This is a genomic window from Neorhizobium sp. CSC1952 (assembly GCF_030378245.1).
Taxonomy (GTDB): domain Bacteria; phylum Pseudomonadota; class Alphaproteobacteria; order Rhizobiales; family Rhizobiaceae; genus Neorhizobium; species Neorhizobium oryzae_A.
This window is the reverse complement of sequence record NZ_CP128416.1, coordinates 1,011,992-1,036,382: the sequence shown is the minus strand read 5'-3', so window position 1 is coordinate 1,036,382 and position 24,391 is coordinate 1,011,992. Positions and strand designations below refer to the sequence as shown.

The window sequence follows — 24,391 nt, the reverse complement described above, 5'->3', positions numbered from 1 at the left end:
AAATTGCCGGCCGGCCGCCTGTTTCCACATGCGCCCGGCGCGAGCCGCGAGTCAATTCGCAAGTCTCAGATAATTCGGCAATTTTACCGTTTTTGTGGCGATGTGATTAATAACGCGCAACTCTTCAAAACCGGTCGGGTAAGTAGAGTTACTTGTTCCGCGCCAGCAGTTCCTTCACCAGCGCGTCGTTGATCCTGCCGTTCGGCTCCTGCCCTACCGAGGTCTGGAAGGCCTTGATGGCCGCGGTCGTCCTGGCGCCCATCTTGCCGTCCGGCTGGCCGGCGTCGAAGCCGTTCTTGTTGAGGATCGCCTGGATGTTGCGGATCGCCTTCTCCATGTCGACCGAAGCCGTGGTGAGCGGCTTGCCCGAAGCCCATTCGTCCGGCAGGTTGATCGAATTGGCCTGCGGATCGAGCGGCTGCACCTTCCAGGTCTCCGCCTTGGCGCGGGCGCTTTCGAGCTGCTCCTTGCGCATGGCGTTCGCCACCTCGTCGCGCTTCTGGGCGGCGTCCTTGTCGCCGTCCTTGGCCGCGACCGCGAACCATTTGTAGGATTCTTCGAGATCCTGCTTCACGCCGTTGCCGCGCGCATAGAGGATCGCCAGGTTGAACTGGCTGTCGGAAACGCCGAGATCGGCGGCCTTGCCGAACCATTCCACGGCCGCCGCATAGTCCGGCTGCCCGGCGGCGCCGGAGGCATAGAGGACGGCGAGATTGTGCATGGCGCTCGCATTGCCGGCCTCGGCGGCCTGCTTGTAATAGGCCATCGCCCGGGTGAGGTCGCGCGTGACGCCGGTGCCCTTCTCGAAGAGGTTGGCGAGCCGGTATTGCGCCGGGGCGAGCCCCCGGTCGGCGGCGAGCTTGTACCAGTTGGCGGCTTCCGAAAGGTCCGTCTGGACGCCGCGCCCTTCGGTGAAGCGTGCGCCGATCTCGAAGAGGGCGTTGGGATCGCCCGCCGCAGCCGCATCGGCAAGCGACTTGGGCTCGATGCCTTCGGGAACGACGATCGCCGACGGAATGTCGGCCTGAAGGGTGGAGTGGGAGGCGGAGGCTTCCGCCTTGGGCACGGTGACGAAATCGTCCTGCGCCTCCGGCGCCGTGCCGGCCGGTTCCATGAGGGAAGGTGCGCCGGCCGCCGGGTTGGGATCGGTGAGATGGGGCGATGCGGCTTCCGGGGCGGATGCGGTCTCTTCCGGAACTGCGGGCGCCGCGGCGATTTCCGAACCGCTGTCGATGCTGTCGGCACCGGCCAGGCTTTCGGGTGCGGCGCTCTCGCTGCCGCCTGCCATGTCGGCCGGAGCGGGTTCGGCGGGCGTCTCGATCGCCGCGACGGGAGCGGCGCCCACGGGTGCCCTGGCTCCGCTGGTCAAAGTCTTGGCGAGCGGCATCGCCATCAGCGCCAGAAGCACGGCGCCGACGGCCATCAGGATCGGCCGGCGATGCCGGGAAAATATCGCGCCGATGCCGGTGCCGGAGGGCTTGGCGGCCTTGCGCGGGTCCTTTGCCGGCGTGGCGTTCTGCGAGGGATCGGTTTCCTGCGCGGCGGCCTTGGCGGCGCGGCGGGCGGCGGCGATATAGTCGGCCCGCTCGGTGCCGGCCGGGCGATCGCCGTCGAATGCGCCGGCGGCCTGGCTGGCGCGAACCCGCTCCAGGATCTTCTTCACGTCGGGAGCGCCGGAACCCGGCTCCAGAAGATCGTTCTCGTAATCGGACGGCAGCGCGTCCGAGGGGTCGAGCGAAGGCGCCGGCTCGACGACGGCACGGCTGGTCTTGGCAGCTTCCCCCTTGCCGCCCGGCAGGAGGCGGCGGGAGATTTCGGTGAGCAGGCTGGTCTTGGCCGCCCTGTCGTTCGGGGCGATGTCGTTCGGAGCGGCCTTGGTGTCCGCCCGAAGCATCGTTTCGGTTTCCGAAAGCTCCCCGGCGCCCGTTTCCTGGACATCGAAGGCTGCTGTGGCCGGTTGCGGCGACTGCGCAACGTCCCCGCTGATGAGCGCTTCGGGCGCTGCGGCAAACGTCGCCGCGGCCGGCATGGCGGCCGCGGAAAGGCGGGATTCGTACCGCTCGGGCTCGCTGTAATACCGCTCCGCAGGGGCGGAAGCGGCAAGCCGTTCCTCCATGCCGTCCAGCCGGTCGGCGATCTGCACCAGCGTGCCGTGCAGGGCTTCGAACGTGTGGTGCGTCCGCTCTTCCGAGCTGCGCGTCAGGTCCTCGAGATGCTTCAGGTCGTCGGCGAGCGCCGAAAGGGCGGCCATGTCGGCGGCGCCGACCGGAGTGCCGGCGGCCGTCTGGCGGGAATAGGCTTCGACGACGGCCTCGGCTGCCTGGCGCGCCGCCTCGATGATGTATTCGTCGTTGGTCGCCATATAGCTTTCGATCGCCGTCATGCGGCTGTCGAAATCGGCGGGCAGCGCGGCGGTCGGCTGCGGCTGGCTGATCAGCACGGAAAGATGGGCGATCTGCTCTTCGAGATTGCGCAGCGCGCCGTCGTCGCCCCGCGGTGCGGCCGTTGCCTCGTCCAGACGGGCGGCGATGTCGCTCAGCCGGTCCTCGATGCGCCCGAAGGCATTTCCGTCCATCGCCGGCTGCATCCGCGGCTGATGGTCCATCTCCTCGATCCGCCGCGCCAGATAGTCGAGCCGTTCTGCAAGCACGTCGTTGACGGAGCCCTTTTCCAGGCCCTCGATCCTGCGGGAAATGTCGGCAAGATGGTGAAAGATCTCCGGCTGTTCGGCCGGCTTCTGGGCCTGTTCGAGGATCAGCGAAAGCTGCTCCAGCCGGTCTTCCAGGCGCAGCGCGGCCTGCTCGTCGGTCAGTTCCTCGATGCGGCCCGTGAGCGCTTCGATGCGGGCCGAAAGCAGCTCGGTCGGATCGGCCTGATGGTGGGACGCCTGGCTCAACGCGTCGATCTGGTCGGCGAGCGCGCCGATCCTGCCTTCGAGGCGCTGCAGGAACGACTGGTCGATCGACGCGGCGGCGGAAGCGCGTCCGCCTGCCGCGATCGCCCGGCTGATCTCGTCCAGCCGCTGGTCGAGGGTGGAGAAATGTTCGGAAAACGCCGCGCTGCTCGGCTGCATGTGCGAGCCGAGCTGCTCCATGGCGCTGGCGACGGTGATCAGCTTCTGTTCGAGCGCCCGGATGACCGGGTTGTCGCTCATCTCGCCGAGCTGGCTCTTGATCTCGTCGATGCGATAGGCGAGCGAGACGAGTTCCTCCCGCAGCGCCGCCGAGTCCAGGTCGTGCATGCGCTCTTCGAGCCCCTGCCACTGGCTTTCGATCCGCCGCACGGAATCTTCGCGGGCGAGCCCTTCCATGACGGAGCGCAATTCCTCGAACTCGGCGCGCAGCCCGGCCGCCTCCGGCGTCGCCTGGTAGCCGAGCTGGTTGATGCCTTCCGCAAGCCTTGCGAGATCCTCGCGCAGGTCCTCGGTGAAGCGCTGGTCCTCGGCGATGGAGATGATCGAACGGATTTCGCCGCGCAGGGCGTTCATCTCGCGCGCGACGCCTTCGGAAATATCCTGCTTCAGCTCCTGGCGCAGCCCGACCAGCGCCTGGGCGATATCCCGCATGCCGTTGTCGCCCTGTGGTGGCTGATGCTGTTGTGGCTGATGCGCCGGCATGTGCGGCTGTGCGGCGGGGCGGACGAACTCTTCCCGGCGGGGCGGGGAGGGGTAGCGCGCCGCGGCATAACCGGACGTTCCGGCAGGCGCCGCCGCCTGGCGTTCCAGGGGCCGGTGGGCTTCCGGCGGACGCACGTCGCTGCGCCGCGGTTCGGCGGGGCGGGAAACTTCGCGCCGCGCCTCGGGCGCGTGCGGGCGCTCGGGGCGGGTGCTGCGGTCGCGGCCGGTCTCGAGCATGCGCTGGCGCTCGCGGATCTGGGCGAGCGGATCGCCGGCGAATTCGGGAGCGCGATGGGAGGCCGAAGCCGGTGCCGGGCGCCGCTCCTGGCGCGGATCGCGGGCTTCGAGGTTCTTCGATGAACGGGGATCGCGGCCGGCGCCCGACATCAGCCCCTCGATACGAGCCTCCAGCCCTTCGATGGTGCGGTTCAGCGCATCCAGGGAAGAGCGGTCGCCATGACGGTGAGGAGTCGATCGTGATCCGTTCATTTGCTCGCTCGTTTCGACGTTGTACTTGCCGGCCCTCGTCAAGGCCGTGCCGGAAGGATCGTCTCCACCCGTGAAATCAGCCTTATATTAGGGGTACCTTACGCAAGACTTGCCATTCCGACGGACGTTGCCTTTCCCGAAGCAAATACGCTGCGCCGGCGGAGAGCCCACTATTTCCCGAAACGTGGTAAACAAGTCGTTAATCGACGTAAAAATTTAACCTTTTTGACGCGAACGTTCGTGCATAGGGGGTGATGACGTGCCGCCTGCCGGCCCTGATCTTCTTGCCCGCTCGTTCCGGTGCCGCAGCGCTCCTCCTCGCCAGGCCGTAAGCGGGGTGGGGCCGCAGCAGCGATAAGTCGGCGATTTTCGCCGCGTCGCATTTGACGTTTACGCAAACGTCAATTATTCATGGTAAAGGAAATCCGGACCCCGCCACGAGTCGAAGGTCCGGGACGAGGATATGGAGGAAGCTCGACCATGCCAGTGTACAAGGCGCCGGTGAACGACACGCTTTTCATCTTGAACGATGTGCTGGGACTGGAGCGCTACGGCAATCTGCCGGGTTTTGCCGATGCCACGCCGGACATGCTGGAAGCGATCGTCGGCGAGGCGGCCAAGGTGGCGGAGGACGTGCTTTTCCCGCTCAACCTGCCGGGTGACCAGGAAGGCTGCACGCGTCATGACGACGGCACGGTCTCGGTGCCGAAGGGCTTCAAGGAAGCCTACGACCAGTATTGCCAGGGCGGCTGGATCGGCCTTGCCGTTCCGCCGGAATTCGGCGGCCAGGGCCTGCCCTACACGCTGCATGCCGCCGTCGGCGAATACATGTCGTCCGCCAACATGTCGCTGATGATGTATCCGGGCCTGACGCAAGGCGCGATCGCCGCCATCCTCGTCCACGGTTCGGACGAGCAGAAAGAGACCTATCTGCCGAAGATGGTGGAGGGCACCTGGTCGGGCACCATGAACCTCACTGAGCCCCATTGCGGCACCGATCTCGGCCTCCTGCGCACCCGCGCCGTGCCGAACGGCGACGGCAGCTACAGGATCTCCGGCCAGAAGATATTCATCTCCGCCGGCGAGCACGGCATGACGGACAACATCATCCACCTGGTGCTCGCCCGCATCGAGGGCGCCCCGGAAGGCACCAAGGGCATCTCGCTCTTCATCGTGCCGAAGTTCATGGTCGGGGAAGACGGTTCGCTCGGGAAGCGCAACGGCGTTTCCTGCGGCGCGATCGAGCACAAGATGGGCATTCACGGCAACGCCACCTGCGTCATGAACTACGACGAGGCGACCGGCTACCTGATCGGCGCCGAGAACAAGGGCCTTGCCGCCATGTTCGTGATGATGAACGAGGCCCGCCTCGGCGTCGGCCTGCAGGGCCTTGCGATCGCCGAGACGGCATACCAGAACGCCGCCGGCTATGCGCGCGAGCGCATCCAGGGCCGCTCGCTCTCCGGCCCGAAGAACCCGAACGGCAAGGCGGACCCGATCATCGTCCATCCGGATATCCGCCGCACGCTGATGACCATCCGCGCCTTCAACGAGGCCGGTCGCGCCTTCCTGCTCTGGACCGCGCTGAAATCCGACATCGCCCACCGCTCGGAAGACGAGAAGGAGCGGCAGAACGCCGACGATCTGCTCGGTCTCGCCACCCCTATCCTCAAGGGCGTCATGACCGACAAGGGTTTCGAGCATGCCGTCATGGCCCAGCAGGTCTTCGGCGGCCACGGCTATATCGAAGAGCACGGCATGAGCCAGTATGTGCGCGACGCGCGCATCACCATGATCTACGAAGGCGCCAACGGCATCCAGGCGCTCGATCTGGTCGGCCGCAAGCTGGCGCTGAACGGCGGCCGCGCCGCCATGGCCTTCTTCAAGGAGATCGGCGATTTCTGCGAGGAGAACCGCGCCGACGAGCAGATGTCCTTCTACACCAAGCATCTGAAGAAGGGCTTGAACGACCTGCAGGCCGCGACCATGTGGTTCATGCAGAACGCCATGGCCAAGCCCGACAATGCCGGCGCCGGCTCGACCGATTACATGCACCTCTTCGGCCTCGTCACGCTCGGCTACATGTGGGCGAAGATCGCCAAGGCGGCCCAGGAGAAGCTTGCCGCCGGCGACGCCCGGGAGGACTATCTGAAGAACAAGCTGGTCACCGCGAAGTTCTTCATGGAGAAGATCATGCCCGAGACGGCTCTCCGCAAGGCCCGCATCGAGGCCGGCGCCGATACGGTGATGGAACTGGCGGCCGAGGCGTTTTAAGGTTCTGCCCCTCACCCTAACCCTCTCCCCGCTTGCGGGAGAGGGGGCGTGCCCAACTTAGGCGCCGAGGGTGCGGTATTCGTCCTTCTCCCCGTCAAAACGGGGAGAAGGTGCCGGCAGGCGGATGAGGGGCTTGTATTTGAAATTCGAAGGCAACCCGATTGCCATCCAGGGAGATGACACCATGACCGAAGTCTTCATTTACGACCATGTGCGCACCCCGCGCGGTCGCGGCAAGAAGGATGGTTCGCTGCACGAGGTGCCCTCCGTCCGCCTCGCCGCCAGGACTCTGGAAGCGATCCGCGACCGCAACGGCCTCGATACGGCGACCGTCGACGACATCATCATGGGCTGCGTCGATCCGGTCATGGATGCCGGCGCCGTCATCCCCAAGGCCGCCGCCTTCGAGGCCGGCTACTCCACCCGCGCTCCCGGCATGCAGATCTCCCGCTTCTGCGCCTCGGGCCTCGATGCCGTGAACTTCGCGGCCGGCAAGATCGCCGCCGGCTCCGACGACATCGTCATCGCCGGCGGCGTGGAATCGATGTCCCGCGTCGGCATGGGCATGTCCGGCGGCGCCTGGTTCATGGACCCGTCGGTCAATTTCCCCGCCTATTTCATGCCGCAGGGCGTCTCGGCCGATCTCATCGCCACCAAATACGGCTTTTCGCGCGACGATGTCGACGCCTATGCCGTCGAGAGCCAGAAGCGCGCCGGCAAGGCCTGGGAGGCCGGCTACTTCAAGAACTCCGTCATCCCCGTGAAGGACCAAAACGGCCTCACCATCCTCGACCGCGACGAGCACATGCGCCCGGAAACGGACATGCAGGCGCTGGCGAGCCTCAATCCATCCTTCCAGATGCCCGGCGAAATGGGCGGCTTCGAAGCCGTCGGCATCCAGGCCCATCCGGAAATCGAGCGCATCAACTATGTCCACCACGCCGGCAATTCGTCGGGCATCGTCGATGGCGCCGCTGCCGTCCTGATCGGCTCGAAGGCCGGCGGCGAGAGCATGAACCTGAAACCCCGCGCCCGTATAAAGGCCTTCGCCAATATCGGCTCCGATCCGGCGCTGATGCTGACCGGTCCGGTCGACGTCACCGAAAAGCTCCTGAAACGCTCCGGCATGAAGCTCTCCGATATCGACCTCTTCGAGCTCAACGAAGCCTTCGCCGCCGTCGTCCTGCGCTATATGCAGGCCTTCGACATCGGCCACGACCGGATCAACGTCAACGGCGGCGCGATCGCCATGGGCCACCCGCTCGGCGCCACCGGCGCGATGATCCTCGGCACCGTTCTGGACGAGCTGGAACGCCGCGACCTGAACACCGCGCTCGTCACCCTCTGCATCGGCGCCGGCATGGGCACGGCGACGGTGATCGAGAGAGTTTGAGGAAGGCCATGGAAGCCCCTCACCCCGCCTCCGCTTCGCTCGGCGCACCCTCTCCCCGTAAACGGGGCGAGGGGGACCGGAAGCGTAGCGGCATGTCCCTTCTCCCCGCTGGCGGGGAGAAGGTGCCGGCAGGCGGATGAGGGGCAGATCTGAGCCACGATTGAATTTCAGGGAAGAGGAAATCCCGCCATGAGCACCTACAGGAACTTCACCGTCGAAACCGATGCGGACGGCATTGCTCTCGTCACCTGGGACATGCCGGAAAAGTCGATGAACGTCTTCACCATGGAGGTGATGGACGAGATCGAAAAGATCGTCGATGCCACGGTGGCAGACAGCGCCGTCAAGGGCGTCGTCTTCACCTCCGGCAAGTCCTCCTTCTCGGGCGGCGCCGATCTCACCATGATCAAGTCCATGTTCTCCATGCTGGAGGAGGAGAAGGCGAGGGATCCGCAGGGCGCGGCGAAGAAGCTCTTCGATGCCGCCGGCCGGATGTCCTGGCTGTGGCGCAAGATCGAGACGAACGGCAAGCCCTGGGTCTCGGCGATCAACGGCACCTGCATGGGCGGCGCCTTCGAGCTTTCGCTCGCCTGCCACGGCCGCGTCGCTGCCAGTTCCAAGTCGGTCAAGATAGCGCTCCCGGAAGTGAAAGTGGGCATCTTCCCCGGCGCCGGCGGCACCCAGCGCGTGCCGCGGCTCGCGAACGCGCAGGATGCCCTGCAGATGATGACCACCGGCCAGAATCTCACCGCCCAGCGCGCCAAGGCCATGGGCCTCGTGCATCAGGTGGTCGAGCCGGCCGAGCTGATCAACGCGGCGAAGCAGATGATCAAGGACGGCCTGAAGCCCGTCGCCCCGTGGGACGAGAAGGGTTTCAAGGCCCCCGGCGGCGGCGTCTGGACGCCTGCCGCGGCCCAGCTCTTCCCGGCCGCCCCCGCCATCCTGCGCCGCGAAACCGGCGGCAACTATCCGGGCGCGCTCGCCATCCTCAAATGCGTCTATGAGGGCCTGCAGCTCCCCTTCGATACGGCGTTGAAGGTCGAGCAGCGCTATTTCACCGAAATCCTGCAGACCACCGAAGCCTTCTCGATGATCCGCTCGCTCTTCGTCTCCATGCAGGAGCTCGGCAAGGGCGCCCGCCGCCCGGCCGGCGTGCCGAAGGCGGAGTTCAAGAAGGTCGGCGTCGTCGGCGCCGGCTTCATGGGCGCCTCGATCGCCTATGTCACGGCCGCCGCCGGCATTCCCGTCACCCTCATCGACCAGACCCAGGAAGCCGCCGACAAGGGCAAGTCCGTCTCCGAAAAGCTGGTGGCGGATAGTATCGGTAAGGGCCGCATGACGAAGGAGGAGGGCGAAAAGCTCCTCTCCCTCATCACCCCCACGCCGGATTATTCCGCCCTCTCCGATGCCGGCTTCGTCGTCGAAGCGGTCTTCGAGGACCGCGCCGTCAAGAAGGTGGTCATCGAACAGGTGGAGGCGGTCATCCCGCAGACCGCCGTCTTCGCCTCCAACACCTCGACCCTGCCGATCACGGGTCTTGCGGAAAACTCCAGGCGCCCGGACCAGTTCATCGGCGTGCATTTCTTCTCGCCGGTCGAGAAGATGATGCTGACCGAGGTGATCCTCGGCGAAAAATCGGGCGACAGGGCGCTCGCCACGGCGCTGGATTACGTCGCGGCGATCAAAAAAACACCGATCGTCGTCAACGATACGCGCGGCTTCTATGTCAACCGCTGCGTCTTCCGTTATATCAACGAGGCCTATGACATGCTGATCGAGGGCGTGCCGGCGGCGATGATCGAGAACGCCGCCAAGATGGCCGGCATGCCGGTCGGCCCGCTGTCGCTCAACGATGAGGTCGCCGTCGATCTCTCCCAGAAGATCATGAAGGCCTCGATCGCCGATCTCGGCCCCAACGCCGTCAAGATTGAGCACATGGCGCTCATCGACCAGATGGTCGATGTCTTCGACCGCCGCGGCCGCAAGAACGGCAAGGGTTTCTACGAATACCCGGCCAAGCCCGCGAAGAAATATCTCTGGCCGGAACTGAAGACGCTCTACCCGCAGAAGAAGGCGGAAGAGATCGACGTCAACACGCTGAAGCAGCGCCTCCTGGCGACGATCGCCCTCGAAGCCGCTCGCACCATGGAAGAAGGCATCGTGACGGACCCCCGCGAAGCCGATGTCGGCTCCATCCTGGGCTTCGGCTTCGCCCCCTATACCGGCGGCACGCTCTCCTACATCGACGGCATGGGCGTGAAGAATTTTGTCGCGCTCTGCGAAAAGCTCGCCTCGGCTTACGGCGACCACTTCAAGCCGACGGAACTGTTGAAGGACATGGCCGCGAAGGGCGAGACCTTCTACGGAAGGTTCGATCCGTATGGAGAGGGGAAGCGGGCGGCGTGAGCCGCCCCAGCCTGATGACAAACCGTGCTTCCTGCTCGGCGTCATCCTCGGCCTTGTGCCGAGGATCTATAAACGCCCATGGTTTGCATATGCTCGGGACAGGCCCGAGCATGACGATCAGTTGCAAAGATGCCGCCCGGTGATGCGGATGGCGGAGGGCGAGGCGGTCGAGCTTTTCCCGATGATCTTCGGTTTCCGCCCCCCTCTGTCCTGCCGGACATCTCCCCCACAGGTGGGGAGATAACAAGTGGCATGATCTTCCCGCCCAACCACCGGTTCGCCGGACTTTGCTGTTATTTGTTTGGGGAAGCCGGTGCTTCCAGCCGATCTCCCTCCTTGTGGGGGAGATGCCCGGCAGGGCAGAGGGGGGTGCCGCAAGGCAAATCAAGGCCTTGTCGGAAATCGGCAGCAAAAATCGCTCTCTCTCATCCCCGCCCTCTCGACCCATGCCTACAATCCTCCCGCTTCCGTCGCCGGAGTGTTTCGCGAGACGTTCGCGGGCAGGCGGGAGCCGGCGCTTCCATCGGAACCGTAACGTGCGGGGACGGTGGAAGAGGTGAAGGCCATGGAGAGTTCGTCGAAAGACGGGCTTCCCTATCAAGCCTCCCCCTGGTCGCCAGGCCAGGTTCGGTTGAGCCGTGCAAGTGGCAGGCCTGTCCCGAAAGGACGGGCGCGAACGAAGCCACGCAGCGAGGCGAGATGATCACCTGTAGGGGCCGGAAGCCCCGAGAGAACGCCGAAGGCCACGCGAATGCGGAGCCACATACTAAAATCTACTGAGGTTCCGCATTCGTGTGGGCTCTCCGAAGAAAAAGCAGATCCGGTTCGCCGGTGAAAGGAAATCAGAACCGAACACGGAGCCGGAACCGGCCGCGTGAACGAAATCGCGCGCCGTTGGAACCGTGCCGGAAAAGAAGATCAAGGAGAAAGGAACGATGGCGAGAAGCGAAGAAGAATGCCGCCGCATCATCGAAGAAGAGAACAGGCAGCCCTATCTGCCGTGGATGACCTGGGGCGAGTTCAGCGCGTTGCCGGAACGTCAGAAATCTCGTGAACTGCAGAAGTTCAGCCAATATGTCACGACCTATCTCGGCTTCTGGAAGACCTGCGACCTTTCATCCTGCCGCCGGGCCAAGGCCTGCAGGGGCTTTCTCACGGAGGCGCAATATCGCGCCGAGCCGCGTTACCACGACAGCTTTCCGCCCTGTGTCGGTCCTGGCGGGGCGCGCCAGTCGGAGGTGCTGGCGGGCATGAGGCGGCTCGGTGGCAGGGAGGAAGACGATGAGCCGAAATACGACGGCAGGCAGCGGGCAGATCGCGAGGCGTGGTAGCCCCGCCCCGCCAGTGCTTCGCGCGAACAGCCCTCACGCCTTGTCCAGCGCCATCGTCAGGTCCGCGATCAGGTCGTCTGGATGCTCGATGCCGATCGAAAGCCGGATCGTGCTGTCCAGCACGCCGATCCGCTCCCGCACCTCCGCCGGCACGCCGGAATGGGTCATGGTCGCCGGGTGGCTCGCAAGCGATTCCGTGCCGCCGAGGCTCACCGCCAGCTTGAGGATCGACAGCGCGTTCAGGAAGCGGAAGGAGGCCGGCTGCCCGCCCTCTATGTCGCCCCGGATATCGAAAGAGAAGGTCGAGCCGCCGCCCGTGCATTGCCGGGCGAAGACCTGTCCGGCCGGCGAGCCGGGATCCTCGAAAGGAAGGTAATGCAGCTTCTTCACCTTCGGATGGTCCCGCAGGAAGGCGGCGACGGCCGTCGCATTGGCATTCGCCTTCTCCATGCGGATCGACAGCGTCTCCAGGCTGCGGCCGAGCATCCAGCAGGAATGCGGGTCGAGCTGCGTGCCGATCGCGCCTCGCAGCGCCTTCACCTGCCGGACGACCGCCTTGGAGCCGAGCGCGGCGCCGGCGATCAGGTCCGAATGGCCGCCGACATATTTGGTCAGCGAATAGAGCGAGATGTCTGCCCCGTGCTCGATCGGCCGCTGGAAGACCGGCCCGAGCAGCGTGTTGTCGCAGGCGATGACCGGCGTGTGCCCCTGCCGCCTGCCGATCGTCTCCGCCACCTGCCGCATCAGCGCGATGTCCACGAGGCTGTTGGTGGGGTTCGCCGGCGTCTCGATGAGGATCACGGAGACGCGGCCCTTCGCCATCGCCTCTTCCGCGGCCGCGGTGACGGACTGTTCGCTGACGCCGTCCGCAAAGCCCACCGCCGCGACGCCGAGGTTGAGGAAGGTTTTCGCAAGCAGCGTCTCGGTGCCCCCGTAGAGCGGCTGGGAGTGAAGGACGCTGTCGCCGGGCCGTACGAAGGTCATCAGCGTCGTGGCGATCGCCGACATGCCGGAGGAAAAGAGCGCGCAGCTTTCCGTCTGCTCGAAGACCGCCATGCGGTCCTCGACGATCTCGCTGTTCGGGTGGTTGAAGCGGGAATAGACGAGGCCCGCCCCGGTTCCGGGCGGCGGCTCCCGGCGTCCGGCGACGAAATCGAAGAAGTCGCGGCCCTCTTCGGCCGACTTGAAGACGAAGGTGGAGGTGAGGAAGACCGGCGGCTTCACGGCCCCTTCGGAAAGCTCCGGGTCGTAGCCGTAGTTCAGCATCTGCGTTTCGGGGTGGAGCCTGTGATTGCCGATATGCGTCTTGGAAGGATGCGGCGCGGTCATGGTCGTCTCCTGCGGGTGAGAAGCTGTCCCATGGAAATAAGGCCGCGGGCCGCATTCTCAAGCGCCGCGGAAAGCACGATATCGGGAGTGGAACGTATGATGCATGCCGTTGACCGCGCCGTTCCGGCAGGGCTATCACTTTCCCGTCTTGAAACGGGAGGATGCCCATCGACCGCGGGCATCGATGATAAAAAAATGCCGCGCCTTTCCGCATCCACGCCCCTTCCGACCGATGTTATAACGCCGGGCTACGACCGGACCTCCCTGAAACCCGGCATCCTGCATATCGGCGTCGGCGCCTTTCATCGGGCGCATCAGGCGGTCTATACGGACGCGGCGCTCGCGAAGGAGTTCGGCGATTGGGGCATTGTCGGCGTCAGCTTACGCTCGGTGGATATCGTCCATGACCTGAGGGCGCAGGACGGGCTCTATACCGTCATTGCCCGCAGTGGAGCGGGCGACAGCGCGCAGGTCGTCGGTTCGGTGGTGAGGGGGCTTTCCGGCACGGAGGATCGCGAGGAAATCCTGTCCCTGATGGCCGATCCGGCGATCAGGGTCGTCACCATCACGGTCACGGAAAAGGCCTATGGTTACGATCCGGCCTCCGGCGGGCTCGACCGCAGCCATCCCTCGGTCGCCGCAGACCTTGCCGATCCCCGAGCCCCCGTCGGCGTCGTCGGTTATCTGGTCGAGGGCCTGTCGCGTCGCCATGCCGCCGGCCTGCCGCCGTTCACGGTGCTCTGCTGCGACAACCTGCCGACCAACGGCCGCATCGTCCGGCGTCTCGTGATCGAGATGGCGGGCGCCCGTGATCCGGCGCTCGCCAACTGGATTTCCGGGCAGGGCGCCTTTCCCTGCAGCATGGTCGACCGCATCGTCCCTGCCGCCACCGAGGAAACGCGTGCCCGCGCCGAAAGGCTGATCGGCGCCGAGGACGAGCTGGCGCTCGATACCGAACCCTTCATGCAATGGGTGATCGAGGACCACTTCATCTCCGGCCGGCCGGAATGGGAGGCCGGCGGCGCGCTCTTCGTCGGCGATGTCGAACCCTACGAGAAGATGAAGCTCCGGCTCTTGAACGGCTCCCATTCGCTGATGGCCTATCTCGGCCAGCTTCACGGCCTCACCTATATCCGCGATGTCATCGCCGTGCCGGATTATCGCGAAAAGGTCCGGCGGCACATGGCGGCGGTGCTGCAGACGCTCGACCCGGTGCCCGGCATCGATCTCGAAGCCTATCAGGCGCAGCTCGTCGAACGGTTTTCCAATCCCGGCGTCGCCCATTCCACCCGCCAGGTCGCCATGGACGGCTCGCAGAAGCTGCCGCAGCGGATCATGCTGCCGGCCGCGGAAGAGCTTGCGAAAGGCGGAGATGCGTCGGCATTCGCTTACGTTCTGGCCGTCTGGATGGCCTATCTCGCGAAGGTGGCCGAGATCAGCGATCCGCGCGCCGCGGAACTGAAGGCCGCGGCGGCGAAATCGGCGCCCGGTGACCCGTCGGCTCCCTTCTTCGAGATCCCGGGCCTCTTTCCCCGGGCTCTCGTCGAAAACGGGGCCTGGCGCGCGCTGGTGAATGCGGAGCTCGAAAAGCTCTAGCCGCGAAAGGTGTAGCCGGCGATCGACTGCGGCTTCATCTCGATCGAGAAACCCGGCCGCGAAGGCGGCATGTAGGCGGCGTTCCGGATGACGCAGGGATCGACGAAATGCTCGTGCAGATGGTCGACATATTCGATCACCCGCCCGTCCTTGGTGCCGGACACGGCGATATAGTCGATCATCGAGAGATGCTGGACGTATTCGCACAAGCCCACGCCGCCGGCATGCGGCCAGACGGGAAGAGCGTATTTCGCGGCGACCAGCAGCACGGCGAGCACTTCGTTCAGCCCCCCCATGCGGCAGGAATCGATCTGCACGATGTCGATCGCGCCTTCCGCGATGAACTGCTTGAACATGATGCGGTTCTGGCACATCTCACCGGTCGCGACCTTCACCGGGCCGATCGCCTCCCGGATTTTCCGGTGGCCGGCGATATCGTCCGGACTGGTTGGTTCCTCGATGAAGAAGGGTTTGGCGAAGGCGAGCTTCTTCACCCACTCGATCGCCTGGCCGACCTCCCACACCTGGTTGGCGTCGATCATCAGGTAGCGGTCGGGCCCGATCACCTCGCGGGCGATGGTCAGCCGCCGGATATCGTCCTCCAAGTCGCGGCCGACCTTCATCTTGACGTGGTTGAAGCCGGCATCGACGGCCTCCCGGCAGAGGCGGCGGAGCTTGTCTTCCGGATAGCCGAGCCAGCCCGCCGAAGTCGTGTAGCAGGCGTAACCCTCGCGCTTGAGGGTTTCGATGCGCTCCGCTTTGCCGGCCTCGGCTTTCTTGAGGATCGCGATCGCCTCGTCGCGGGAAAGCACGTCGGTGAGATACCGGTAGTCGACGATATCGGCGATCTCCTCCGCGGGCATTTCCGAGACGAGCTGCCAGACGGGCTTGCCCTGCTGCTTGGCGTGGAGATCCCAGAAAGCATTGACGACGGCGCCGGTGGCGAGATGGATCGCGCCTTTTTCTGGCCCGATCCAGCGCAGTTGGCTGTCGCTCGTCAGGTGGCGCCAGAACCTGCCGGGCGCCTCGGCGAAGGCCTCCAGCTCCTGGCCGACCACCAGATGCCGCATCGCCTCGATCGCCATGCAGCAGATGTCGTTGCCGCGGCCGATCGTGAACGTCAGGCCGTGGCCGGAAAGCCCGTCGCGATCGGTATCGAGGATGACATAGGCCGCCGAATAGTCCGGATCCGGGTTCATCGCATCGGAGCCGTCGAGGCTTTGCGATGTCGGGAAACGCAGATCGAAGACGCGGAGATCGGTGATGCGGGTCATGGGGTCACTCGATGGTTTTCAGAGGGCCCAGCCGCCGTCGATGGCATAGGCCTGGCCGGTTGTGTAGGTCGCGCCGGCGAGATAGACGGCGAGTTCTGCGATCTCCTCCGGCGTGCCGAGCCGGCCCATCGGCTGGCGGGCGATGAAGGCGGCCTTGGAGGTCTCGTAGTCTCCCTGCGCCTTCATGCGGTCCTGCAGCGAGGGGCTTTCGACCGTGCCGGGGCAGATCGCGTTGCAGCGGATGCCCTCGGTCACGTAATCGGCGGCGACGGACTTGGTGAGGCCGATCACGGCCGCCTTGGTGAGGCCGTAGGCGAAGCGGTTCGGCACGCCCTTGATGCTGGAGGCGACGGACGACATGTTGATGATCGCGCCATCCTTCTGCGCCAGCATGCCCGGCAGCACGGCGCGGATCGTACGCACCATCGACTTGACGTTGAGGTCGAGCGCGAATTCCAGCTCGCTGTCCTTCATCTCGAGGATCGAGCCGGCATGCACGAAACCGGCGCAGTTGAACAGGATGTCGATCGTGCCGGCCTTTTCCACGAAGGCCCTGACGGCGCCGTCGTCGAGCACGTCGAGCCGGGCGGTCGTGAGATTGCCGATGTTCGGCAATGCCGCGAGCAGCGTTTCGTTGATGTCCGTCGCATGGACCGTCGCTCCGGCCTCCGCGAAGGCGAGCGCCGTCGCGCGCCCGATGCCCTGGCCCGCGGCGGTCACAAGTACGGTTTTGTCATCCAGTCTGGTCGTCATGTCATGTCCTCGATTTTTCCTGGCCCAGCGGATCAGTCATGATGGAACACCTCCTCCATCATCGCCCACCATTCGCCTTCTTTGCGGCTTGCAAGCGGCCTCTGGCAAGGGATGGTGAAGGACCACCACTCCTGATTCTTCGGATCGGCGGCCATTTTCGCCATATCGGCCTCGAAATCCGCGCCGTGATATTCCCAGGTGCCGAAAAGGAGGTTCTCCGGTTCGCGCAGGAATATCGTGTAGTTCCTGATGTTGCAGCGGCTGATGAGAGCGAGGATCTCCGGCCAGACGGCCGCGTGCAGCCGCTTGTATTCCGCGATCATGTGGGGCTCGACGCCGATCACCATGCCCATGCGCTGCATCGTTCTCTCCTCAGACTTCCACCAGCGCCTTGACGACGCCGGCGGCCGGATCGGTCAGTTTCCGAAAACCTTCGGGCACGTCCCGCAGCATCATTCTATGGGTTATCAGGGCCTCGGGGATGTTGCCCGCCCGCATGGCCTGCATGACCCGCTGGAAATCGGCGCGCGTGGCGTTGCGGCTGCCGAGCAGCGACGTCTCGCGCTTGTGGAATTCCGGATCGGAGAAGGTGATGTCGCTCGAAACGATGGAGACGAGAACATAGGTGCCGCCATGCGCCACGAAGCCGAAACCGCGCTCGATCGCCTTGGCATTGCCGGTGGCATCGAAGACCGTGTCGAAGAAATCACCCCCGGTGATCGCGGAAAGTTGCTCCAGGTCGCCGTTGCCGAGCTGGACGGTGGAAGTGGTCCCGAGATGCCGACGCCCGAATTCCAGCCGGTCGGCACGGCCGTCGAGCAGGGTCACGTCGCCGCCGTCGAGCTTTGCGAAGATGGCGACTGCGAGCCCGATCGGCCCGGCCCCCGTCACCAGCACCTTCTGGCCGGGCTCGATGCGGGCGCGGGCCACCGCATGGGCGCCGATCGCCAGGAACTCCACCATGGCCGCCTGGTCGAGCGACAGCCCGTCGGCCTTCAGCACGAATTCCTCCGGCAGGCTCAGATATTCGGTCATCCCGCCGTCGCGATGGACGCCGAGCACGCCGATATTGCGGCAGCAATTGGTCTTGCCTTTCAGGCAGGCGCTGCAGTGCCCGCAGGAAATGTAGGGAATGATCGACACCGTGTCGCCGGCCGCAAGCCGGCTGCCGGCGGGCGCCTCCTCGACCGTTGCGGCAAGCTCGTGACCCATCACGCGCGGATAGGAGAGATAGGGCTGGTTGCCGGTGAAGATGTGCAGGTCCGTGCCGCAGACGCCGATGCGGCGGAGTTTCAGCAGCACCTCGCCTTCGCCGCGCAGAGGTTTGGGACGGTCTATGGTGCTGAGCTTGCCGGGTGCTTCGCAGATGACAGTCAGCATTGGCTTACGCTCCAAGCCGGTAGAAACGCTGCGCATTGCCGCCGAAGACGGCAGCATGGTGCTGAGCCGGCACGATATCGAGGCATTGGTCGAGCCAGGCGGAATAGTCGCCGGCGAGCCTGAGCACCGGCCAGTCGCTGCCCCAGACCGCCCGGTCCGGGCCGAAGAGGTCGAGGATGGTTTCGGCATAGGGCCGCACGGCTTGCGGCTTCTGGTCGCCGGCTTCCGTCAACAGGCCGGAAAGCTTGCAATGCACATTGGGCAGTTCCGCAAGCGCCTTCATCCGCGCATACCAGCCAATGAACCGGCCCTCCGATATCGGCGGCTTTGCGCCATGGTCGACGACGATGGGCAGGTCCGGGTGACGGCGGGCGAAATTCGCGAGCGGTTCCAGATGCCGCGGCAGGACCAGCGCGTCGAAGACGAGACGGTGTTCAACCATTGCTCCAACGGCGGCATCGAGCGCCGGGTCGTCGATCCAGCGGTCGTCGGCGATATCCTGCAGCATCGGCCGGAAGCCTTTCAGCTTCGGATGCCGCGCCAGCCGGGCGATATTGGCGGGCGCCCCGGCGGCCTTCATGTCCGTCCAGCCGACGACGCCGAGGATGAAGGGCGTCCTCTCGGCAAGGTCCAGCATGAAGGCGGTGTCGGCCTCGTTCTCCATCGTCTGCACCAGCACCGTGCCGTCGATCCCGGCGGCGGCGATCAGCGGCTGCATGTCTTCCGGCAGAAAATCGCGATGGATGGCGGCAAGCTCCGGCGGCGGCCATTGGCCGGTCCGGTCGGCGATCCGCCAGAAATGCTGATGCGCGTCGATCCGCATCGCTCAGGCTCCTTCGCCGGGGACGGGGGCTCCATCGGCGATCAGCCTGCGCTCCTTCAGCCGCGACCAGAAGGAGGCGGGGATTTCTTCTGCGAACCAGTCGACGTTCGATCTGATCTGCCCGGCCGTGCGCGCGCCGGAAACGATGGTCATCGCAGCCGGATGGGCGAGGGGGAATTGCAGCGCCGCAGCCGGCAGCGTGACGCCTTCCTCTTCGCACGCCGCATTGAGCACGTCGACGCGAGCGAGGATTTCCGCCGGCGCATCCGTATAGTTGAACTTCCTGTTGCCGGCGAGCAGGCCGGAATTGAACGGCCCGGCGATGACGATGCCGACGCCACGTCTGGCGCAATCGTCCATGAAGGCAAGGCTCTGCTGTTCGAGCAGCGTATAGCGGCCGGCAAGCATGGCGACGTCGATGTCGAAGACCTTCATCGCATCGGCGATGATCTCCCATTCGTTGACGCCGAGGCCGACAGCCTTCGTAAGGCCTTCCTCACGCAGCTTGCCGAGCGCCCGGAAGCCGCCGCCATCGGTCAGTTGCCGCCAGTAGTGCTGGTGCTTTTCGCCATGGGTCATGCCGCCGATATCGTGGATGTAGAGGATATCGGGCTTCAGGATGCCGAGCCGCTGCCGGCTCGCCTCGAAGGAGCGCATGATGCCGTCATGGGTGTAGTCGAAGACCGGGCGGAAGGGCAGCGGCTCCACATAGCCGTCCTCTTCCGGCCCCACCGTCTCGTCCGGCTGCATCACCCGGCCGACCTTGGTGCTGAGCACGTAGTCCGTGCGCGGCAGGTCCGTCAGCATGGTGCCGAGCCGCCGTTCCGAGCGGGTATAACCGTAGAAAGGCGCGGTGTCGTAATAGCGGATGCCCGCCTCCCAGGCTGCCTTGAAGGCGCCGGCCGCTTCCTCATAGGAGGTCTTGCGATAGAGATTGCCCATCTGCGCGCAGCCGAGACCCATGACGGTCAGTTCGACGGGAGCGTTGGGCAGCTTTCGGCGGTCGGCGACGTTCATCAGACATTCCTTGAGAATTGACGGACGCGCACCATTCGCGATGCGCGCCCGCAGGGGTAGCACTCAATAGAGGACGTTCTTAGCTTCCGGCTTGTCGATATTGTCCTTGGTGACGATCACGACGCCGGTATCGACGAATTTCTCGACCTTCTCCTTGTTCATCACCTTGAGCACGGTCTGGATGCCGAGTTCGCCCATCTGGAACGAGCCCTGCACGGCGATCGCGGCAAGCGTGCCGTCCTTGACGAATTCCTGCAGGTCCTGGTTTCCGTCGAAGCCGATCGCCACCACCTTGCCCACCTTGCCGGACTGTTTGAGCGCCCGGCCCATGCCGATCGCGGTCGGCTCGTTGGCGCCGAAAATGCCCTTGAGGTCGGAATTGGCGGCCAGCACGTCGGTCGTCTGGTTGAGCGCGGTCGCCATCTGGGACTGCGAATAGAAGGGCCCGACGATCTGAAGCTTCGAATGCGCCTTGATATACTCGGAAAAACCGCCGACGCGGCCGATTTCCGAACCGGCGCCCGCGACATAGGACATGACGGCGATCTTGCCTTCGGTGCCCACCTTGTCGATCAGCGCCTGGGCGGCGAGTTCGCCGGCCTTCTTGTTGTCGGTCGCCAGGAAGGACTGGTAATATTGCTCGGCATCCTTGGAGAGCATCGAATCGATGATGATGACCGGGATGCGGGCTTCCCACGCCTTCTTGACGGCCGGCACCAGCGCGTCCGGATCGGACGGCGCGAGCACGATGCCGGAGACCTGGCGGTTGACGGCGTTCTCGACCATGTTGACCTGATCGGCGATCGCCGATTCCGCCGCCGGACCCTGGAAGGTCATGGTGTTGTCGCCGCCGCCGGCCTTCATGGCGGCATCGGCACCCTTCTGGACGTTCTGCCAGAAAGTGGAATTGACCGTCTTCACGATGACGGCGATTTCGCCCGCCTGGGCCGGGATCGCGGCAAGCGCGATCGCGGATGTGAGCAGCGCGGCAGCTAGCTTTCTCATGTCTTCCTCCTCTTGTTGTCTGGCCTGACCGGCCGGTTTCGGGAGACTCCTCACTCCCGTGATGTTCCCGCGGATAAAGGCCCGCGTTCCCTTTTCCTCAGCGGCGGTTGCGCAGCTGGTCGATCCAGACGGTGACCAGGATGACGAGGCCGATGATGATCTGCTGCGTGAAGGCGGAGACGCCGTTCATGTTCAATCCGTTGCGCAGGATGCCGATGACGAAGGCGCCGATCGCCGTGCCCGAGATCGTGCCGACGCCGCCCATCAGCGACGTGCCGCCGATGACGGCGCTGGCGATCGCGTCGAGCTCGTACATCACCCCTTCGTTCGGCTGCGCCGTGACCAGGCGCGACATCAGCACGCAGCCGGTGAGGCCGGCGAGCGTGCCGGACAGCACATAGGTGAAGCTGACGATGCGGGTGACGTTGACGCCGGAAAGCCGGGCGGCATCGGGGTTCGAGCCGACCGCATAGATATGCCGGCCGAGCACCGAACGGTTCAGCATGAAGGAGACGGCGAGCGCGATCGCCACCATCAGGATGACCGGATAGGGAATGCCTGGAAAGACGATGGTCGGAAAACCGTCGTCGCCGATGTTGACGATCCTGAGGAACGAGCCGTTGCCGAGTTCGCCGAAGGATTCGCCAAGCCCCGAGACGGCGCGTGCGCCGGTGATCTGCAGGGCGACGCCGCGGGCGATCATCATCATGCCGAGTGTGGCGATGAAGGGCGGCAGCCGCATCTTCGTCACGAGCAGGCCGTTGATGAAGCCGCAGACGGTGCCGGTCAGGATGCCGACGAGCATGCCGAGCCAGACGGGCGTGCCGAAATCCTTGACCGCAAGCGCCGCGACGACGCCGGAAAGCGCCAGCACGGAACCGACCGAAAGGTCGATGCCGCCCGTGATGATGACGCAGGTGGCGCCGATGCCGAGCAGCGCGATGGAAGTGACCTGCAGCGCGATCGTCATGCCGTTGTTGACGGTGAAGAAGGCGCTGCTCGTCAGCGAGAAGACGGCGATCAGCACGAACAGGCTGCCGAGCGCGGCGAACTTCTGGATGATGTCCTTCTGCCGGTCGCTGAACGACATGCTTTTCTGCTTCGAAACTTCGGTGATCTCGGCCATGTCTTCCCTCATTCCGCCGGCCGCGCATAGCCGGAAGCGTATCGCATGATCTCTTCCTGGGTCGTCTTTCGCGTCTCGAGCACGCCGGTGATGCGGCCCTGGTGGAAGACCGCGACGCGGTCGGTCATGCCGAGGATTTCCGGCAGTTCCGAGCTGATCAGCACGACGCCGACGCCCCCTGCGGCCAGTTCGTCCATCAGCCGGTAGATGGCGAGCTTGGCGCCGACGTCGATGCCGCGCGTCGGCTCGTCGAAGAACAGCACCTTCGATTTGCGGAACAGCCATTTGCCGATGATGATCTTCTGCTGGTTGCCGCCGGAGAGCAGCCGGACCGGCTGCTTGATCGAGGGCGTTCGGATATTGAGAAGGCTGACGTAATCCTTCGCAGCCTTGGTCTGTTTCGCGAAGTCGATCAGGCCGAAGCGGTTGGACACCGCCGCCATGTTGGCGAGCGTCATGTTGGCGTCGACCGGCATCTTGATCGCCAGCCCCTGCGCCTTCCGGTCCTCGGAAAGATAGGCGATGCCGGCGGCGATCGCGTCGCGCGGGGAGGTGATGACAAGCGTCTTTCCGTGCAGTGTCACCGTCCCGGTGTCGAGCGGATCGGCGCCGAAGACCGCGCGGGCGACTTCCGTGCGGCCGGCGCCCATCAGTCCGGCGAAACCGAGGATCTCGCCGCGGCGGAGTGTGAAGGATATGTCCTTGAAGACGCCGGCGCGGGTGAGGCCCTCGGCGGAGAAGATGATCTCGTCGCTCGGGGTCGAGGTGCGGTCGGGAAACTTCTCCTCCAGCGACCGGCCGACCATTCTGGAGACGATCGCATCGATGCTGGTCGAGGCAAAATCGTCGGTGGAGATGTAGCGCCCGTCGCGCAGCACCGTGACGCGGTCGACGATCTCGGCCATCTCGTCCAGCCGGTGCGAGATGTAGACGATGCCGACGCCGGAGGCCTTCAGGTCGCGGATGACCTTGAAGAGGAGGCGCGTCTCCTGCTCGGTGAGCGACGAGGTCGGCTCGTCCATGATCAGCACTTCCGCATCGAGCGACAGCGCCTTGGCGATCTCGACCATCTGGCACTGGGCGACGGAGAGCCCGCGCACCGGCCGGTTCGGGTTGATGTCGACGCCGAGCCGGTCGAGGCAGCGCTTGGCGTCGGCGCGCAGCTTCCTGCGGTCGACGAGAAAACCGCCCCCGAGAAAACCGCCTCCCAGGAAACCCCGGCGCGGCTCACGGGCGAGATAGATGTTCTCCGCGACCGAGAGATGCGGGACGAGGTTGAGTTCCTGGTGGATGATGGCGATGCCGGCCGTCTCGGACTCGCGCGTCGAGGAGAAATGCCGTTCCTCGCCCTTGTAGAGGATCGTGCCGCTGCTCGGCTGATAGACGCCGCTGATTATCTTCATCAGCGTCGATTTGCCGGCGCCGTTTTCGCCGCAGACGGCATGCACCTCGCCGCGCCTGAGGTCGAAATGGACGTTGGAGAGCGCTTTGACGCCGGGAAATTCCTTGCTGATATTGTCGAGGCGCAGCAGCGGACCGCTGCCGGAGGCCGGCATGGTCCGGCCCGCCGCGATCGCTGCGTCATGGGTATTCGGGCGAAACTCCGCCGGCCGATTTTCCATGCTTTCCTCCCCGAACCCGAAGGTTCATCCGCCACGGCTCCTCCCGCTGGCGTTGTTCAATGGGTAAACCGGAGCGGAAAACTGGTCAAGCCAATTTTTCCTGACGAGCAAAGCGGGAAACTGAATGGAACGGATATTTTTCACAGATGGAGGGAAAATCCCTTATATTTCAATAGTAGGTTTTGCGGCTTGCTCCATATCGTTTCCATGTTTATGGTAAGGCCAAATCTTCAGGATGACGGAATCCATGAACGAGCCTATCAAGACCGCGGAGCCGCGGCGGCTGTACCAGCAGATTGCCGACCAGATCCGGGCCCTCATCCAGGCAGGGCAGTTCCCGGCCGGTGCCCGCCTGCCGGCAGAGCGGGAGCTCGCGCAGCAGCTCGGCGTCTCGCGGCCGTCGCTCCGCGAGGCGCTGATCGCGCTCGAAATCGACGGCAGCGTCGAAATCCGCATGGGGTCGGGCATCTATGTGACGGCCGAGCCGGACCGGCGGCAATGGCAGACGGGCTCCATGGGCGAGAGCCCGCTGGAACTGATGCAGGCGCGCGCCACCGTCGAGGGCGCGGTCATCCTGCTCGCGGCGGCGAGGATCACGCCGGAGGCATTGCGGTCGCTGCGCCAGACGCTGGACCAGATGCGGGCGGAGATCGCGGAGGGACGCAAACCGCTCGATCTCGACCGGCTGTTCCATCTGACGATCGCCGGCCAGTCCGGCAATTCGGTTCTGGCGCATATCGTCGGCGACCTCTTCGACGAGCGGCACAGCCCGATCTCGGCGCAGATCCGCGTGCGCTTCGAAACGCCGGAGACCTGGGGTTTCGCGCTGGCGGAACACGAGGCGATCTATGCGGCGCTGGAGGCGCGCAACCCGCTCCTGGCGCAGGCCATGATGCATGCGCATCTGGAGGAATCCAAACAGCGCTGGATGAACAACGAGGCGCGGTGACATCGCGC

At 65.0% G+C, this 24,391-nt stretch carries 17 protein-coding genes; 6 read left to right on the top strand and 11 right to left on the bottom strand.

Annotation, left to right across the window (positions count from 1 at the left end; genetic code table 11):
* Positions 1 to 148: 148 nt before the first annotated feature.
* Complete coding sequence (locus QTA58_RS05365; protein ID WP_289671998.1) at positions 149 to 4,105, bottom strand: peptidoglycan-binding protein; 3,957 nt, start codon at positions 4,103 to 4,105, stop codon at positions 149 to 151.
* 480 nt (positions 4,106 to 4,585) lie between these two features.
* Between QTA58_RS05365 and QTA58_RS05360 the strand changes: the two genes are divergently transcribed.
* The 4 genes from QTA58_RS05360 (at position 4,586) to QTA58_RS05345 (ending at position 11,509) form a co-directional block, all read left to right on the top strand.
* On the top strand, positions 4,586 to 6,379 hold the full coding sequence (locus QTA58_RS05360) for an acyl-CoA dehydrogenase C-terminal domain-containing protein (protein WP_289671997.1): 1,794 nt from the start codon (positions 4,586 to 4,588) through the stop codon (positions 6,377 to 6,379).
* A 184-nt stretch (positions 6,380 to 6,563) separates the two neighbouring features.
* The gene (locus tag QTA58_RS05355) at positions 6,564 to 7,772 is read left to right on the top strand and encodes an acetyl-CoA C-acetyltransferase (protein WP_289671996.1); all 1,209 of its coding nucleotides are present in this window, start codon (positions 6,564 to 6,566) and stop codon (positions 7,770 to 7,772) included.
* A 189-nt stretch (positions 7,773 to 7,961) separates the two neighbouring features.
* On the top strand, positions 7,962 to 10,178 hold the full coding sequence (locus QTA58_RS05350; RefSeq protein WP_289671995.1) for a 3-hydroxyacyl-CoA dehydrogenase NAD-binding domain-containing protein: 2,217 nt from the start codon (positions 7,962 to 7,964) through the stop codon (positions 10,176 to 10,178).
* Positions 10,179 to 11,113: 935 nt separating this feature from the next.
* The gene (locus tag QTA58_RS05345; RefSeq protein ID WP_289671994.1) at positions 11,114 to 11,509 is read left to right on the top strand and encodes a hypothetical protein; all 396 of its coding nucleotides are present in this window, start codon (positions 11,114 to 11,116) and stop codon (positions 11,507 to 11,509) included.
* 33 nt (positions 11,510 to 11,542) lie between these two features.
* Here QTA58_RS05345 and QTA58_RS05340 read toward each other — a convergent pair whose 3' ends face one another.
* Positions 11,543 to 12,838 carry a cystathionine gamma-synthase family protein gene (locus QTA58_RS05340; RefSeq protein WP_289671993.1) on the bottom strand — a complete coding sequence of 432 codons (1,296 nt, stop codon included), beginning with the start codon at positions 12,836 to 12,838 and terminating at the stop codon, positions 11,543 to 11,545.
* Between the two features lie 195 nt (positions 12,839 to 13,033).
* Between QTA58_RS05340 and QTA58_RS05335 the strand changes: the two genes are divergently transcribed.
* Positions 13,034 to 14,434, top strand: a complete 1,401-nt coding sequence (locus QTA58_RS05335) for a mannitol dehydrogenase family protein (RefSeq protein ID WP_289671992.1) — start codon at positions 13,034 to 13,036, stop codon at positions 14,432 to 14,434.
* Here the strand turns inward: QTA58_RS05335 and QTA58_RS05330 are convergent.
* The 9 genes from QTA58_RS05330 to QTA58_RS05290 form a co-directional block, all read right to left on the bottom strand.
* Complete coding sequence (locus QTA58_RS05330) at positions 14,431 to 15,708, bottom strand: L-fuconate dehydratase (RefSeq protein WP_289671991.1); 1,278 nt, start codon at positions 15,706 to 15,708, stop codon at positions 14,431 to 14,433. The two genes, QTA58_RS05335 and QTA58_RS05330, sit on opposite strands and share 4 nt — an antisense overlap.
* Before the next feature lie 18 nt (positions 15,709 to 15,726).
* Positions 15,727 to 16,461, bottom strand: coding sequence for an SDR family oxidoreductase (locus tag QTA58_RS05325; RefSeq protein WP_289671990.1), 735 nt, complete (start codon positions 16,459 to 16,461; stop codon positions 15,727 to 15,729).
* Between the two features lie 32 nt (positions 16,462 to 16,493).
* Positions 16,494 to 16,823 (bottom strand): L-rhamnose mutarotase, encoded by a 330-nt coding sequence (locus QTA58_RS05320; RefSeq protein WP_289671989.1) that lies wholly within the window; start codon positions 16,821 to 16,823, stop codon positions 16,494 to 16,496.
* A gap of 10 nt (positions 16,824 to 16,833) precedes the next feature.
* A complete protein-coding gene (locus tag QTA58_RS05315) occupies positions 16,834 to 17,841 on the bottom strand; it encodes a zinc-binding alcohol dehydrogenase family protein (RefSeq protein WP_289671988.1) in 1,008 nt (335 codons plus the stop codon).
* A 4-nt stretch (positions 17,842 to 17,845) separates the two neighbouring features.
* The gene (locus QTA58_RS05310) at positions 17,846 to 18,664 is read right to left on the bottom strand and encodes an amidohydrolase family protein (protein ID WP_289671987.1); all 819 of its coding nucleotides are present in this window, start codon (positions 18,662 to 18,664) and stop codon (positions 17,846 to 17,848) included.
* Positions 18,665 to 18,667: 3 nt separating this feature from the next.
* Positions 18,668 to 19,681, bottom strand: coding sequence for an aldo/keto reductase (locus QTA58_RS05305; protein WP_289671986.1), 1,014 nt, complete (start codon positions 19,679 to 19,681; stop codon positions 18,668 to 18,670).
* A 63-nt stretch (positions 19,682 to 19,744) separates the two neighbouring features.
* Positions 19,745 to 20,686, bottom strand: a complete 942-nt coding sequence (locus QTA58_RS05300; protein ID WP_289671985.1) for an ABC transporter substrate-binding protein — start codon at positions 20,684 to 20,686, stop codon at positions 19,745 to 19,747.
* 97 nt (positions 20,687 to 20,783) lie between these two features.
* The gene (locus QTA58_RS05295) at positions 20,784 to 21,812 is read right to left on the bottom strand and encodes an ABC transporter permease (RefSeq protein ID WP_085422292.1); all 1,029 of its coding nucleotides are present in this window, start codon (positions 21,810 to 21,812) and stop codon (positions 20,784 to 20,786) included.
* An 8-nt stretch (positions 21,813 to 21,820) separates the two neighbouring features.
* On the bottom strand, positions 21,821 to 23,368 hold the full coding sequence (locus tag QTA58_RS05290; RefSeq protein ID WP_289673026.1) for a sugar ABC transporter ATP-binding protein: 1,548 nt from the start codon (positions 23,366 to 23,368) through the stop codon (positions 21,821 to 21,823).
* Positions 23,369 to 23,681: 313 nt separating this feature from the next.
* On the opposite strand from QTA58_RS05290, the gene QTA58_RS05285 reads away from it, so the two are divergent.
* Positions 23,682 to 24,383, top strand: a complete 702-nt coding sequence (locus QTA58_RS05285) for a FadR/GntR family transcriptional regulator (RefSeq protein WP_085423361.1) — start codon at positions 23,682 to 23,684, stop codon at positions 24,381 to 24,383.
* Positions 24,384 to 24,391: the final 8 nt, after the last annotated feature.